This is a genomic window from Polaromonas sp. (genome assembly GCF_036676035.1).
Lineage (GTDB): Bacteria > Pseudomonadota > Gammaproteobacteria > Burkholderiales > Burkholderiaceae_C > Polaromonas.
In genome coordinates, this window is the sequence record NZ_JAKFDR010000067.1 from 21580 (window position 1) to 34969 (window position 13390).

18 protein-coding genes are annotated in these 13390 nt (G+C 61.2%); 16 read left to right on the plus strand and 2 right to left on the minus strand.

Annotated features, from left to right (window positions below; all coding sequences use genetic code 11):
- Positions 1–4 precede the first annotated feature (4 nt).
- The 8 genes from V6M61_RS11190 (at position 5) to V6M61_RS11225 (ending at position 4541) form a co-directional block, all read left to right on the plus strand.
- Positions 5–394 (plus strand): VOC family protein, encoded by a 390-nt coding sequence (locus V6M61_RS11190; protein WP_332776653.1) that lies wholly within the window; start codon positions 5–7, stop codon positions 392–394.
- Positions 375–1271: an aliphatic sulfonate ABC transporter permease SsuC gene (ssuC, locus tag V6M61_RS11195; protein ID WP_332776654.1), complete on the plus strand. Its 897-nt coding sequence runs from the start codon at positions 375–377 to the stop codon at positions 1269–1271. The genes V6M61_RS11190 and ssuC overlap by 20 nt, the downstream gene beginning before the upstream one ends.
- Complete coding sequence (locus V6M61_RS11200; RefSeq protein WP_442957766.1) at positions 1177–2100, plus strand: ATP-binding cassette domain-containing protein; 924 nt, start codon at positions 1177–1179, stop codon at positions 2098–2100. Before ssuC ends, V6M61_RS11200 begins: the two co-directional genes overlap by 95 nt.
- Before the next feature lie 223 nt (positions 2101–2323).
- Positions 2324–2539 carry a TOBE domain-containing protein gene (locus tag V6M61_RS11205; RefSeq protein WP_332776656.1) on the plus strand — a complete coding sequence of 72 codons (216 nt, stop codon included), beginning with the start codon at positions 2324–2326 and terminating at the stop codon, positions 2537–2539.
- Between the two features lie 263 nt (positions 2540–2802).
- Positions 2803–3156 carry a hypothetical protein gene (locus V6M61_RS11210; protein ID WP_332776657.1) on the plus strand — a complete coding sequence of 118 codons (354 nt, stop codon included), beginning with the start codon at positions 2803–2805 and terminating at the stop codon, positions 3154–3156.
- On the plus strand, positions 3143–3385 hold the full coding sequence (locus tag V6M61_RS11215; RefSeq protein WP_332776658.1) for a hypothetical protein: 243 nt from the start codon (positions 3143–3145) through the stop codon (positions 3383–3385). The genes V6M61_RS11210 and V6M61_RS11215 overlap by 14 nt, the downstream gene beginning before the upstream one ends.
- 162 nt (positions 3386–3547) lie before the next feature.
- The gene (locus V6M61_RS11220; protein ID WP_332776659.1) at positions 3548–4093 is read left to right on the plus strand and encodes a DsbA family protein; all 546 of its coding nucleotides are present in this window, start codon (positions 3548–3550) and stop codon (positions 4091–4093) included.
- 130 nt (positions 4094–4223) lie between these two features.
- Positions 4224–4541, plus strand: a complete 318-nt coding sequence (locus tag V6M61_RS11225; RefSeq protein ID WP_332776660.1) for a DUF6172 family protein — start codon at positions 4224–4226, stop codon at positions 4539–4541.
- A 44-nt stretch (positions 4542–4585) separates the two neighbouring features.
- On the opposite strand, the gene V6M61_RS11230 is transcribed toward V6M61_RS11225, so the two are convergent.
- Positions 4586–5875, minus strand: coding sequence for a DEAD/DEAH box helicase (locus V6M61_RS11230; RefSeq protein ID WP_332776661.1), 1290 nt, complete (start codon positions 5873–5875; stop codon positions 4586–4588).
- A 196-nt stretch (positions 5876–6071) separates the two neighbouring features.
- Here V6M61_RS11230 and V6M61_RS11235 point away from each other — a divergent pair, with 196 nt between their 5' ends.
- From V6M61_RS11235 to V6M61_RS11250, 4 genes are all read left to right on the plus strand, one after another.
- Positions 6072–6422, plus strand: coding sequence for a hypothetical protein (locus V6M61_RS11235; protein ID WP_332776662.1), 351 nt, complete (start codon positions 6072–6074; stop codon positions 6420–6422).
- A gap of 174 nt (positions 6423–6596) precedes the next feature.
- The gene (locus V6M61_RS11240; protein WP_332776663.1) at positions 6597–7664 is read left to right on the plus strand and encodes a methionine ABC transporter ATP-binding protein; all 1068 of its coding nucleotides are present in this window, start codon (positions 6597–6599) and stop codon (positions 7662–7664) included.
- Entirely contained in the window at positions 7654–8319 is a 666-nt protein-coding gene (locus V6M61_RS11245) for a methionine ABC transporter permease (protein WP_332776664.1), read from the plus strand. The genes V6M61_RS11240 and V6M61_RS11245 overlap by 11 nt, the downstream gene beginning before the upstream one ends.
- A gap of 215 nt (positions 8320–8534) precedes the next feature.
- On the plus strand, positions 8535–9332 hold the full coding sequence (locus tag V6M61_RS11250) for a MetQ/NlpA family ABC transporter substrate-binding protein (protein ID WP_332776665.1): 798 nt from the start codon (positions 8535–8537) through the stop codon (positions 9330–9332).
- 170 nt (positions 9333–9502) lie between these two features.
- On the opposite strand, the gene V6M61_RS11255 is transcribed toward V6M61_RS11250, so the two are convergent.
- A complete protein-coding gene (locus tag V6M61_RS11255) occupies positions 9503–10153 on the minus strand; it encodes an FMN-dependent NADH-azoreductase (RefSeq protein ID WP_332776666.1) in 651 nt (216 codons plus the stop codon).
- Between the two features lie 159 nt (positions 10154–10312).
- On the opposite strand from V6M61_RS11255, the gene V6M61_RS11260 reads away from it, so the two are divergent.
- From V6M61_RS11260 to V6M61_RS11275, 4 genes are all read left to right on the plus strand, one after another.
- Positions 10313–11230 (plus strand): LysR family transcriptional regulator, encoded by a 918-nt coding sequence (locus tag V6M61_RS11260; RefSeq protein WP_332776667.1) that lies wholly within the window; start codon positions 10313–10315, stop codon positions 11228–11230.
- 306 nt (positions 11231–11536) lie between these two features.
- Positions 11537–12178, plus strand: coding sequence for a peroxiredoxin (locus V6M61_RS11265; RefSeq protein WP_332776668.1), 642 nt, complete (start codon positions 11537–11539; stop codon positions 12176–12178).
- A gap of 24 nt (positions 12179–12202) precedes the next feature.
- Entirely contained in the window at positions 12203–12799 is a 597-nt protein-coding gene (locus V6M61_RS11270) for an RBBP9/YdeN family alpha/beta hydrolase (RefSeq protein WP_332776669.1), read from the plus strand.
- On the plus strand, positions 12796–13390 hold a 595-nt coding region (locus V6M61_RS11275), incomplete at its 3' end, for a sulfate ABC transporter substrate-binding protein (protein ID WP_332776670.1). The genes V6M61_RS11270 and V6M61_RS11275, both read left to right, overlap by 4 nt.

Genomic DNA, 13390 nt, shown 5'->3' on the forward strand with positions numbered 1-13390 from the left:
CCGCATGACCATCCATTCCATCAACCATGTACAGCTCGCATTTCCATTGGGCCGTGAAACGGCGATCCGGTATTTTTATGCGTCATTGCTGGGCCTGACCGAGCTGCCGCATACCACGGGCAGCACACAGCGCTATGTCGCAGGCAGCCACAGGATTGATCTGGCACCCACCGAGCAATGGGCCGAGGGTTCAGCGCTGGCGCACCTGGCCTTTGAAGTGCACGACCTTCCGCGGTTGCGAGAGCGCTTGCTGGCGCAGAACATCGTGCTGGACGAATCCCGCCCCTTGCCTGGCCACCTTCGCTTTTACGTCAGGGATCCGGTGGGCAACCAGTTGGAGTTTTTGCAACCCGACCCCGCCCAAGGAGTGCCGCATGAGCAGTCCCGCCCGTGAAATCCAGGTCACCCCTTTGCCCGATCTGATTGATGCGCCCGGGTTTGGTTTTTTGCCGTTGACAGGCGATTTTGGCTTGCCCTGGGCTTCGATCCAGGCGTTTTTAAAACGGGTGGCCCTGCGACTATTGCCCTGGCTGGTGCCGGTCGGCCTGATCGTGCTGTGGCAGATTTTTTCGTCTCTTGGCTGGCTGTCTACCCGGGTGTTGCCGGCTCCGCTGGAGGTGGTGAAGGCGGCTGCCAGGCTGGGGGCGTCCGGAGAGTTGTGGACGCACGTGAAGGTGAGTGCCGGGCGGGCACTGGCGGGGCTGGCCATCGGGGGCGGGCTGGGCTTGTTGCTGGGCTTGCTGACCGGCTCGGTCCGGGTGTTTGAAACCCTGCTGGATTCGACCATCCAGATGGTTCGCAACATTCCGGCCCTGGCCCTGATTCCGCTGGTGATCCTGTGGTTTGGCATTGACGAAACGGCCAAACTGTTCCTGATTGCCGTGTCGGTGTTCTTTCCGCTTTACATCAATACCTTTCACGGCATTCGCAATGTGGATCCGGGCCTGATAGAAATGGCCCGCACCTATGGCCTGTCGCGCTGGCGGTTGTACCGCGAAGTCATTTTGCCGGGCGCCTTGCCTTCGATTCTGGTGGGCCTGCGCTTTTCGCTCGGTCTGATGTGGGTGATTCTCATCGTGGCGGAAACCATCTCGGCGCAGGCCGGCATCGGCTACATGACCATGAACGCCAGGGAATTTTTGCAAACCGACGTGGTGCTGGTGGGCATCCTGCTGTATGCAGCACTTGGCAAGGCCGCTGATGTGCTGGCGCGCAGTCTGGAGCGCACCTGGCTGCGCTGGCACCCCGGCTATCAAAATGCTGCAGCATGAAGGGCATCGCATGACCGACCAGCTATCTGAAACTGAAACCCGCGGCGTGCGCCTTGAGGTGCGCCATCTCCACAAACGCTACGGCCAGCGCGAAGTACTGAGCAACACCAACATCACCATTGAACCCGGAGAGTTTGTCGCTATCGTGGGCCGCAGCGGCTGTGGCAAAAGCACGCTGCTGCGCCTGGTTGCCGGGCTCGAATCGGCCACTACCGGCACGCTGCGCATTGATGGCCGGGACATTGCGGGCTTGCGTGAAGACACCCGCATCATGTTTCAGGACTCGCGCCTGCTGCCCTGGCGGCGGGTAGTTGACAACGTGGCGCTGGGTTTGCCGAAACCGCAGTACTTGGCGGCCGCCGAAGTGCTGGCGCAAGTCGGCCTGGCGGATCGGCAGCCCGACTGGCCCGCCAAGCTCTCGGGCGGCCAGCGCCAGCGTGTGTCACTGGCCCGCGCCCTGGTGCACAACCCGCGCCTGCTGCTGCTCGATGAACCCCTGGGCGCGCTGGATGCGCTGACCCGCATTGAAATGCACCAGCTCATCGAGGGGCTGTGGCAGCGCAACGGGTTCACGGCCCTGCTGGTCACGCATGACGTGCAGGAAGCCGTCGCGCTGGCCGACCGCGTGATCCTGATCGAGGACGGCCGCATCGCGCTCGATGAGCGCGTGACACTGCCACGCCCCCGGCTGCGTGGCAGCGCTGAATTTGCGGCGCTGGAGGCCCGGGTTCTGAACCGGGTGCTCAGCGTCTCGGGGGCAGAGCCACAGCACGAGCCCGGCGACCATTTACTGTTCAGCACGGTTGCCCAAGTTGGCTGGGCCATCTAGGGCCTGTTCAATTGAAGGATGCGTTGCGAATCAAGCAGGCCATGAGCAAGGCGCAAACGCCGTCGGGGTAGGCCCCCGACAAGGCTTTGCAACGCCGCGCATGGCCTTTTTGGTCGCAACCCGATGGGACCCCTTCGCTCCTCCAATATTAGTGTGAACAGGCCCTAGTATTCCCGTTTGATCGTTTCTTAACCCGCTTTATTTCAAAAAAAGGAAAAGCACCATGTCCATTCAAGCCATCAACGTTCGCAATCAGTTCAAAGGCAAGGTCAAGGAAATCATCCGTGGTGATGTGGTTTCCGAGGTCGATGTCGAGACCCCCTGGGGCATCGTGACTTCCGTGATCACCACCCGCTCCATCGACCAGCTCGAACTGGTTGTCGGAAGCGATGTGGTGGCGCTAGTCAAGTCGACGGAAGTCTCGATCGCCAAGCTATAGGGCCAAGTTATCGGGCCTATAAGGTCTATAGGGCCAAGTCACCGCCAGCTCGGAGATTGGCGTGCAGTTGGTCGATGGGCGACATTCAATGCACCGTCCGGCCCGATTCTGCCTGGTAATTTGCTATAAAAAATATAGCTGCTTGCGCACATATATATTGGGCTGGAGAGGGTTTTTGTTGTAAAAACTGGTTAGAATAGCTTTCAGAACGCTTTGCGGCTTGCCATGCTTGCATTTCGGCAGAAAACCCCCAAATCCGAGGCATGAACGCTACCAAACCCCTGCCTTCAAAGACGGACCTGACCGTCGCCCATGTACTGGCCGAACTTCTGGAACGGCTGGAGCACAGTGCTGCGCCAGTCGGTGCCGAGCAATACCGGTCGGTGGTGCTGCACCTGCTCGATGAGTTCGGTGACGTCGAATCGGGCACGGCGCTGAGCGCCTTGCTGGATACCCACCCAGCCGCCGCAGAGCTGTACGAAAACCTCAATTACCAGTATGCCGGTTTGTGCCGCTCGTCACTGGACGCCTCGCTCAGTGCGGAGCGTGAAGCCAAACAAGCCATAGACCGTGCCATGCACCGCCCGCTGAAAGGCCCCGCCGATGGCCAAAACTGAGATCAAAACCACCGTCCTCGCTGACGGCTTGCGCTACAAGTCCAAAGTGTCAGGTTCGCCCTTTGTGGCATCCGCCTCATTTGGGGCGGCCACCATGTCGTGCTTTCTGTGCGGCAAGCATCGCGCCCGTTCACTGATGGGCACGCGCAAGGTGCTGGGCAAGTCCCAGGCCGTGTGCGCACCCTCCTGCAAGGCGCTGGACGAGGCGCTGAGTGGAACGTCAGGCTGACGGGTCTTCGCACGGGCTAAAGATCAGACAGCAAGCCGGGTAGCAAACAGGGTAATGGTAGGGACTTGACAGTTACCTGCCAGCGCTGTCTCATTGATCATTGGTCAAGCTGGTGGTGCAGCGCGACGCATATTGTGCTGTCCACCGTCGAAGGGGAAAGCCATGACAGCCAACCTGAAACCTGACCGGATTTTCAAGCCCGATGAGGCCACCGACCATATTCTGGGCCCGGCATCCGCGAGAGTGACCGTGATTGAATACGGCGACTTTGAATGCGCCTCCTGCGGCCAGGCGCATGCTGCGATGAAGATCATGCACGCCCATTTTGGCCGGCAAGTGCGGTTTGTGTACCGCCATTTCCCCCAGAATGCGCACCCCCACGCCGAGTTGGCGGCGGAGGCCTCGGAAGCGGCCGCGGCCCAGGGAAAATTCTGGGCGTTTTACGATCTGCTGTTTGATCACCAGCAGCATCTGGAGGACAAGCACCTGGTGGGCTATGCCAGTAAGCTCGGCCTGGACATCCCGCGCTATCAGAATGAAATGAACGACCATGTTTACCTGCAGCGCGTGCAGGAGCACATGGCCGGCGGGCTGCACCTGGGCTTGCGTGCAACGCCTGCGTTTTATGTCAATGGCACGGTCACGGATGTGTCCTTCGGCTTGCATCGCCTGCATGAGGCGATTGACAAGGCGCTCCTGGCTTCCTGACTGCGGCATGTGCACGCCAGGCATGCGGCACAGGTGAGCCAAGCCTTGGCCTGATAATCGAGCGCTTCCGAATCACATCCATCAAGGGTTGATATCGCGCATTTGCGCACACAACACGCCAGGGACACCCATGAGAAAAACGTACCAACTGAATATCGAAGGAAAAAACCGCGACCGCTTGCTGGACGCCAGCAAGCACGACATTCGCAGGTACGTCAAACGGGAACGCAGCCGCGCCTTGCCCGCAGGCGTTGACTATTGGGACTTTGATTGCAAGTTTGGCAGCAGCGAAGCCACTGCCACGGTGGTTCACTTCGCAACCCTCATGGGCTTGATCGACACGGTTGCCAAAGAGGGTGGCGAGCAGTTTTATGTCGAGATCGTGACCAAGCACGGCCACCGGACTGCTGGGCCGCGTGACGCTGGCAGCGAAGCGCAAGTCCAATAGCTGCGGCTCTGCTTGCCCGGCACCTCGCTGCTTACCTTTGCCGCTTACTTTTCTTGCTGTGGCGATTGCCCGCGTGCCACCGCTTCGCGCAGCTTGTCTTTCTTGCTCGGGCGTTTGCCTTTGATGCCGCCGTTCGATGAAGGGGTACCTGTTGCAGTTTGCACCGCGGGTTCAACCGGCTCAAACCCCGCAATCTGTTCGCGCGGCACGCTCAGGTGCTGGCGTTTTTCGATGAGGCGGAACTGCGCCTCGGTGCCCGCACTCACAAAACTGACGGCAAGGCCGCTTTCGCCCGCGCGGCCCGTGCGGCCGATGCGGTGCGTGTAGTCGACGGCTGAGCGCGGCAGGTCGTAGTTCACCACCACAGGCAAGTGCACAATGTCGATGCCCCGGGCGGCGACATCGGTGGCCACCACCACCTGCAAGGCTCTTGCCTTGAAATCCTGCAACACCTGCTTGCGCTTGCCCTGGCTCAGCTCGCCGTGAAAGGGCTCCGCCTCGATGCCGCATTTGCGCAGCTTGTGGGCCACGACTTCGGCGGCGTGCTTGGTCGCCACGAATGCCAGCACGCGGCTCCAGCGCTCGCTTTGCACCAGATGGCGCAGCAATTGGGTTCGCCGTCCGGCGTCCACCGCAATGGCGCGCTGCGCGATGCCCGGCTTGGTCTCTGGCGTCGCCTGCACTTCAATGCGCGCCGGGTTGTGCAACATGCTTTCGGCCAGCGCCTCAACCACAGGCGCAAACGTGGCCGAGAAAAACAGGTTTTGCCGCCGCGGCGCCAGCAGCCCCAGGATGCGTGCCAGTTCATCTCCGAAGCCCAGGTCCAGCAGGCGGTCTGCTTCGTCCAGCACCAGCGTGCTCACTGCCGCAATACTCAGCGCGTTGTGCTCGATCAGGTCCAGCAGGCGGCCCGGCGTGGCCACCACAATGTCGGCGCCGCCGCGCAGGTTCATCATTTGCGGATTGATGGACACACCGCCAAACACCACCGCCACCTTCACCCGATGCGGCAGGTATTTGGCCAGGCTGACGATGGATTCACCCACCTGGGCCGCCAGTTCGCGCGTGGGCACCAAAATCAAACCACGGGTGCGCCGTGGCGCTGTGGCGGGCGCCGCTGCCAGCTGCTGCAGCATGGGCAGCGAGAACGCGACTGTTTTACCAGAGCCCGTTTGGGCCGAAGCCACCACGTCGTGGCCCTGCAAGATTGCCGGAATGGCTGCCGCTTGAATGGCGGTGGGCGCGGCGTAGCCTTTTTCGGCAAGGGCGCGCAAAAGGGCGGGCAAAACTGCGGGCCAGGGTGTAGGCGATAGGCCCAGTGAAGAAGATGGCATGAACAGGGGCTCAAGAAAGTGAAGGGCGATACATTGCCGCCTGAACCCGCAAGTTTAAGCCCGAGGCTTGCAGCCATGAAAGAGTCGAGGACGGCGCCTCAAACAAGGCGTCTGCCGAGCCAACGACATCAAGGTGTCATTTTGCCCGTGCAAGATCGTTCCTCCTCATCTTCTTGCACCCGTCCCTCGCGCCACCATGATTCGCTCTCGCCCCCTTTCCGCCAAAGAAGCCTCCCTCATCGCCATTGCCGCGCTGGACGACCTGGTGAGCGATCTTGTGAAAGCGAGTTGCCTCAAGATGCCACCGGTGTTTCTGGACTGGATCGCCGATGAGGCCACACCGCTGGTGGAGCGGTATGTGGCGCACTCATTCAAAAACGCGCGGTTTGCAGGCAGCCTTCGGATGGGCGATCCGAGAATTGCGATGGCTCGCTGGGTGCGCCACTGGGTGTGCCCCTGGATCGTGGTCAACTTCGACGAACTGGCGGTGTACCTGCCGGAGTTTGCAGAAAGCCGGCCTGCGGGTTTGTCGCCTGCAGTCTCCTGATCAGGGCCCATCACAGTTGATGCAGCAACACGCCTCCGAGAGTAACTACTTAAACGTCTATTCAATCTATTTAATATTATTTTGAGTTTTGACTAAACGCTCTTAAATTCCCTACCTGTTCAAAAAATAGCCAAACACGTTTCCACAAGAAACGAGAGGGCATCACAGGTTTTCATGATCGATCTCAAGCGTGTTTTTCAAACTTACAAGGGTCCCACGGGTCCGGTCGAGGCGCTGAGGGGCGTCGATCTTCATATCCAGCCAGGCGAGGTGTTCGGCATCATTGGCCGCAGCGGTGCGGGCAAAAGCTCGCTGGTGCGTGTCATCAATCTGCTGAACCGGCCCACGGCGGGGCAAGTGCTGGTGGGTGGCCGTGAGCTGACGTCGCTCGATGGCGATGCGCTGCGGGTGGCGCGGCGTGACATCGGCATCATCTTTCAGCATTTCAACCTGCTCTCATCGCGCACGGTGTATGACAACGTGGCTTTGCCGTTGGAGATTGCGGGCCTTTCCCCTCACGACATCAAGGCACGCGTGGAGCCGCTGCTGGACCTGGTGGGTCTGTCGGCGCTGCGTGATCGCTACCCGGCCCAGATCAGTGGCGGGCAAAAGCAGCGGGTGGGCATTGCGCGGGCGCTGGCGAACCGGCCCAAGGTGCTGTTGTCTGACGAAGCCACCTCGGCGCTGGACCCTGAAACCACGCGTTCCATCCTCGGCCTGCTCAAGCAGATCAACAAGGAGTTTGGGCTGACGATTGTGCTGATCACGCACCAGATGCAGGTGATCAAGCAGGTGGCGGACCGTGTGGCGGTGATTGACGCCGGGCGCATTGTCGAAAGCGGTCCGGTGATTGATGTCTTCACCCGGCCCCAACATGACACCACGCGCAGCCTGATTGCCGAGATCGTGCCGCAGGAGCTGCCCGAAAGCGTGCTGGCGCGCATTCGCACGCTGATGAGTGCCGAGCACCCCGAGGAAGGTCAGTTGCTGCGCCTGGCGTTTGCGGGTGACGAGTCGGACCGGCCTTTGCTCTCCAGCGTGATTCGCCTGTACGGCATTGACCTCTCCATTGTGCATGGCCAGGTCGATGAGATCCAGGGCAAGCCGTTTGGCACGTTGGCGGTGTTTGCGCGCGGGGCGCGTGAGCAGCTCAACGCCGCGGTGGCGCATTTGCGCGGCGCCGGGGTGCATGTCGATCAAGTCCACAGCGCATCAACTTTGGAGCTCAGTCATGTTCAGTAATTTTTCGCAAGCCCTGCTGGAGCTGTTTGTCAGCTCGCTGTGGGAGACCATCGTGATGGTCGGCATTTCGGGCCTGGTGGGGGCGCTGATCGGCATTCCGCTGGGCGTGTTTTTGCGGCTCACGGACGAGGGCGGCGTGCTGCAAAACGCCGGCATGAACCGTGTGGTGGGCGGCATCGTCAATGCCGTGCGTTCCACGCCCTTCATCATCCTGCTGGTGGCCATCATTCCGCTGACGCGCTTTCTCACCGGTTCGTCCATAGGCACGGCAGCGGCCGTGGTGCCGCTCACGATTGCGGCTGCGCCCTTCATCGCGCGGCTGGTGGAAACGTCCTTGCGCGAGGTCGACCACGGCCTGATCGAAGCGGCCCTGGCCATGGGCGCGACCACGCGGCAGATTGTGCTGAAGGTGCTGCTGCCCGAGGCGCTGCCCGGCATCGTGGCGGGCCTGACGATTACCTTTGTCAGCCTGACCGGTTATTCGGCCATGGCCGGCGCCATTGGCGGCGGCGGGCTGGGCGACCTGGGCATTCGCTACGGTTACCAGCGCTTCTTGCCGGAAGTGATGCTGGCCGTGGTGCTGGTGCTGATTTTGTTTGTGCAGGCGGTGCAAAGTCTGGGTGACTGGGCCGTGCGGCGGCTGAGCCACAAATGAGTGCGCACCTTCATCGATGCCTCAATCAACGCCCTGTGTGGCGATGTTGATGAATGGTCAAGTTCCTCCCTCTCCCTCTGGGAGAGGGCAGGGGTGAGGGCCGGCGGCGGTCGATCTGCTGCCACTGCGCCAAAGCCGCGAGCCCTCACCCCAACCCTCTCCCAGGGGGAGAGGGAGCAAGACACAACAATTTTTAATCATCCAAAGGAAACACCATGAAAAAACGCACCCTCATTCAATTCGCCATTGCACTCGCGCTGGCCACGTCGTTCTCCAGTGCCGTGCTGGCGCAAGACAAGCCGCTGAAAATCGGAGTCACGGCCGGCCCGCACGCGCAGATTTTTGAGCAGGTCAAAAAGATCGCCGAAAAAGACGGCCTGAAAATCCAGATCGTCGAATTCAGCGACTACATCCAGCCCAATGCCGCGCTGGCCGCCGGCGACCTGGATGGCAACAGCTACCAGCACAAGCCCTTCCTGGACCAGCAGGTCAAGGACCGCGGCTACAAAATCGTGCCGGTCGGCTATACCGTCAACTTTCCGATCGGCATTTACTCCAAAAAAGTCAAGAGCCTGAAAGACCTGAAGGAAGGCGCACGCTTTGGCATCCCGAATGACCCGACCAATGGCGGCCGCGTGCTGCTGGTGCTGCAGGACCAGGGCCTGATCAAGCTCAAGCCCGAAGCCGGCTTGAAGGCCACGCCGCTGGACGTGATCGAGAACGCCAGGAAGATCAAGTTTGTGGAGCTGGACGCCGCGCAACTGCCGCGTTCGCTGGACGACCTGGATGCATCGGCCATCAACACCAACTACGCCTTGTCCGCCGGCCTGAACCCCGCCAAGGACGCGATTGCACAGGAGTCGGCCAAGTCACCTTATGTGAACCTGCTGGCCGTGCGCGAGCAGGACAAAGCCAAGCCCTGGGTGGCCAAGCTGGTCAAGGCCTACCACTCCGAAGAAATCCGCAGGTTTGTACAAACCGAGTTCAAGGGTTCGGTGCTGGCGGGGTTCTGAGCGGGTGATTCGTTGGCGGATGGATTCGACAGCAATCACCCAATGCCGGGCACGCTTTCATGGCGCTTTGCATCATGGGCTGCCGTTTCCCTCCATCCATGTCTCCGGTCCATACACAAGCCAAAGAAAAAGCCCGCATTTGCGGGCTTTTTTGTTGGCGCTTGAATATGTCAGGCGGCGACAGCAGCCTGTGGCTGGTTGGCCGCAGTCCGGGTTTGTGCGGTGATTTCAAGCTCTGCCGAGCTCAGGGCTGCAGCTTTGGCAGCTTCACCCATGCCCAGGCCTTCGGCGCGCACAAAACGCACATCGGTGATGCCGAAAAAGCCGAAGACGGTCTGCAGATAGCTTTCCTGGTGCTCCATGGCGCTGGCTGCTGCGCTAGTGGAATAAACACCGCCACGGGCAGACGCAACGATCACGGTCTTGCCGCCGGCCAGGCCCACGGGGCCTTTTTCGGTGTACTTGAAGGTGCGGCCGGCCTGTGCCACGCGGTCAATCCAGGCCTTGAGCTGGCTGGGAATGGCGAAGTTATAGAGCGGGGCGCCGACCACGATTACATCGGCCGCCAGAAACTGCGACACCAGGGCTTCGGAAATGGCGTTTTCGCGTTGTTGCACCTCCGACTGGGTCGCACCGGCCGGCGCGCGAAAGCCCAGGGAGTCGGCCGACAAATGGCTGGGGGTGTCCGCAGCCAGGTCGAGGTAGTTGACTTCAGTGGTGGGGTGGCTGGCGCGCCAGGAGGCGACGATCTGCGCCGTGAGCTGGCGGGAAACCGAATTGCCGCCAAGAATGCTGGAGTCGATGTGAAGAAGCTTGCTCATGATGAATTCCTTAAGTGGTGAATCAGGTGGTTTGGCCGTGTTCACAATGAATCGCAGCCATGGGATAGATTGTGTGGATGAATCGAGTTCTTGATAAGTTGGCAAAACCGCGATAGATTGTTCTACTTGTAGGACAATTAATGAAAATGGAGCGCCCGAATGCAAGACCTCAATGACATGCTGTACTTCGCCGAGGTAGTGGAGCGGGGCGGTTTTGCCGCCGCCGGGCGCTCGCTGGGCCTGCCCAAATCGCGCCTGTCGCGCCGGGTGGCCGAGTTGGAAGCGCGGCTGGGCGTGCGCCTTTTGCAGCGCACCACGCGCAAACTCTCGCTGACGGAAGTGGGCGAAATTTATCTGCGCCACTGCAGCGCCATGCGCGACGAAGCCCTGGCCGCCGCAGAGGCGGTGGCGCAGATGCAGGTGGAGCCGCGCGGCACGCTGCGCATCACCTGCCCGGTGACCTTGGCGCAAAGCACGCTGGGTTACCTTGTGCCGCGTTTCCTGGCGCTCCACCCGCATGTGAAGATCGACATGCGGGTGACCAACCGGGTGGTGGACCTGGTGGAAGAGGGCATAGACATTGCGCTGCGGGTGCGGCCCACGCTGGACGACAGCGGCAGCCTGATCGTCAAAAACCTGGGCTCAAGCGCCGGCCATCTGCTGGCGAGCCCGGCGCTGCTGGCGCGTCAAGGCACGCCCGAAAAGCCTGAAGACCTGGCGCGGCTGGACACCGTGGCCATGTCGTGGGTTGACGGCCGCTCATCCTGGACTCTCATAGGGCCCGAGGGGCGGGAGTTTGTGCTGCAGCACCAGCCGCGCTACGTGGCCGACGACTTGCAGACGCTGAAGCTGGCGGTGCTGGCCGGTGCGGGCATAAGCTTTTTGCCCGATTCACTCAGCGCCGCGGAGCAACAGGCCCAGTTGCTGGTGCCCGTGCTGCCCGGTTGGGCGCCCAAGCCGGGCGTGGCCCATGCTGTGTTTCCCTCGCGTCGCGGGCAGGTGCCGGCGGTGCGCAGCTTCCTTGACTTCATGGGCGAACATATGCAGGGCGAACGGCTGGCGAAAGGAAAGTCCTGACCTGAACGCTGCGCAAGCCTGGCGGTTGAGCGTCGCTTTTCTACGCCAAACCGGGCTTCTGCCCAATAAGTACAGGCACACATAGCTATCAAAAACATAGCGATTTGGCCTTGCCTGCCAGTTCAGTGGCGGGTGGCCGGGATGTCCATTCAAGTTTTGAGCAAGGTGTGGAGTAGAGCTCGTGCTTGGAGGCCGCTTGCTTTCATATTCAATTAATTAGATAAATTAAGAGCTATATATTCTTTTGAGTTTTAACGTTTGCTCCCCACAATGCTTTTTCCTCTAGCAATTGAAAAGGAGCAGACCATGGCAACTCTCAGGCTCGGCGATACCGCCCCCGATTTCACCCAGGACTCCACGGCAGGCCCGATCTCGTTTCACGAATGGGCCGGCAACTCATGGGTGGTTCTGTTCTCTCACCCGGCCGACTTCACGCCGGTGTGCACCACCGAACTGGGCAAAACCGCAGCCCTGAGCGGCGAGTTTGCCAAGCGCGGCGTCAAGCCGATCGCCATCAGCGTGGACCCGCTCGAGTCGCACGGCAAATGGGTCAACGACATCAACGAGACCCAGAACACCATAGTCAATTTCCCGATTCTGGCCGACGCCGACAAGACCGTCGCTAATCTTTACGACATGATTCACCCCAACGCGCTGACCAACGCCACTGTGCGCAGCGTGTTCATCATCGATCCGAAAAAGGTGATTCGCACCACCTTCACCTACCCGGCCAGCACGGGCCGCAACTTCGACGAAATCCTGCGCGTCATCGACTCGTTGCAGCTGACCGACAGCCACAAGGTGGCGACGCCCGTCAACTGGAAAGACGGCGACGACGTGGTGATCATCCCCAGCCTGCAGGACCCGGCCGAGATTGCCCAGCGCTTTCCCAAGGGCTACAAGGCCGTGCGTCCTTATCTGCGCATCACGCCGCAGCCTAACAAGTAATCGCTACAGACTGGTTCAGGCAAGGTGCGCATCATCATCGTTCCCGGTTGGCGCGATTCCGGCCCCGGTCACTGGCAAACCCTGTGGGCGGAGCGCCTGGAAGGGGCTGTGCGTGTGCAGCAGGACGACTGGATCACCCCGGCCCGCAAGGCCTGGGTGGCGTCGATTGCCCGCACCATCGTGCTGCAAAACGAGCCGGTGGTGATCGTGGCCCACAGCCTGGGCTGCATTGCCACCACGCATTTGCCGCCTGACGCGGTGGCGCGCATCCAGGGCGCCTTGCTGGTGGCCCCGGCAGACCCCGAGCGCCGCGCCGTTCTGAGCGACTTCGCGCCCGTGCCGTACCAGAAGCTGCCCTACCGCAGCGTGCTGGTCGCCAGCAGCAACGACCCGTTCTGCCCGGTGCGCCTGGCCGGCGCCTATGCCCGGGCCTGGGGCAGCGAGTTCGTGCGCATGCAGGACGCCGGGCATATCAACGTCGAATCGGGCCACGGCGAATGGCCACTGGGCATGGCGCTGCTGCAGTCGCTGGCCGGTGATGCGCCGCTGACGGCCTCCAGCCTCCATCTTTCTTCCTCTGCTTCTTCTGCTTCTTCTTTTGGATCCCTGGAAACCGTATGAAATCGAAAATCAAAATCGCGCTGGCTTCCCTCGCACTGGCCACCGGCGGCATGGCCTCCGCCCAGACCCTGCTCAACGGCTCTTACGACGTGGCGCGCGAGTTTTATAAAGACTACAACGCCGCCTTTGTTGCCCATTACAAAAAAACCACCGGCAAGGACGTGAAGATTGACCAGTCGCACGCCGGCTCCAGCGCCGTTGCGCGCTCCGTGGCGGACGGCCTGGACGCCGACGTGGTGACCATGAACACCTCGACCGACGTCGACTTTCTGGCTGAAAAAGGCGTCGTCGCCAAGGACTGGGCCAAGCGCTTCCCCGGCAATGCCTCACCCACCACGTCGACCATGCTGTTCCTGGTGCGCAATGGCAACCCCAAGGGCATCAAGGACTGGGATGACCTGATCAAGCCTGGCGTTCAAGTGATCGTGGTCAACCCCAAAACCGGCGGCAATGGGCGCTACGCCTACCTGGGCGCCTGGGGCTCGGTGCGCAAGAAGGGCGGCACCGATGCGCAGGCGGCCGAGTTTGTGAGCAAGCTCTACAAAAACGTGCCGGTGCTGGCCAAGGGCGGCCGCGATGCGACCAGCACCT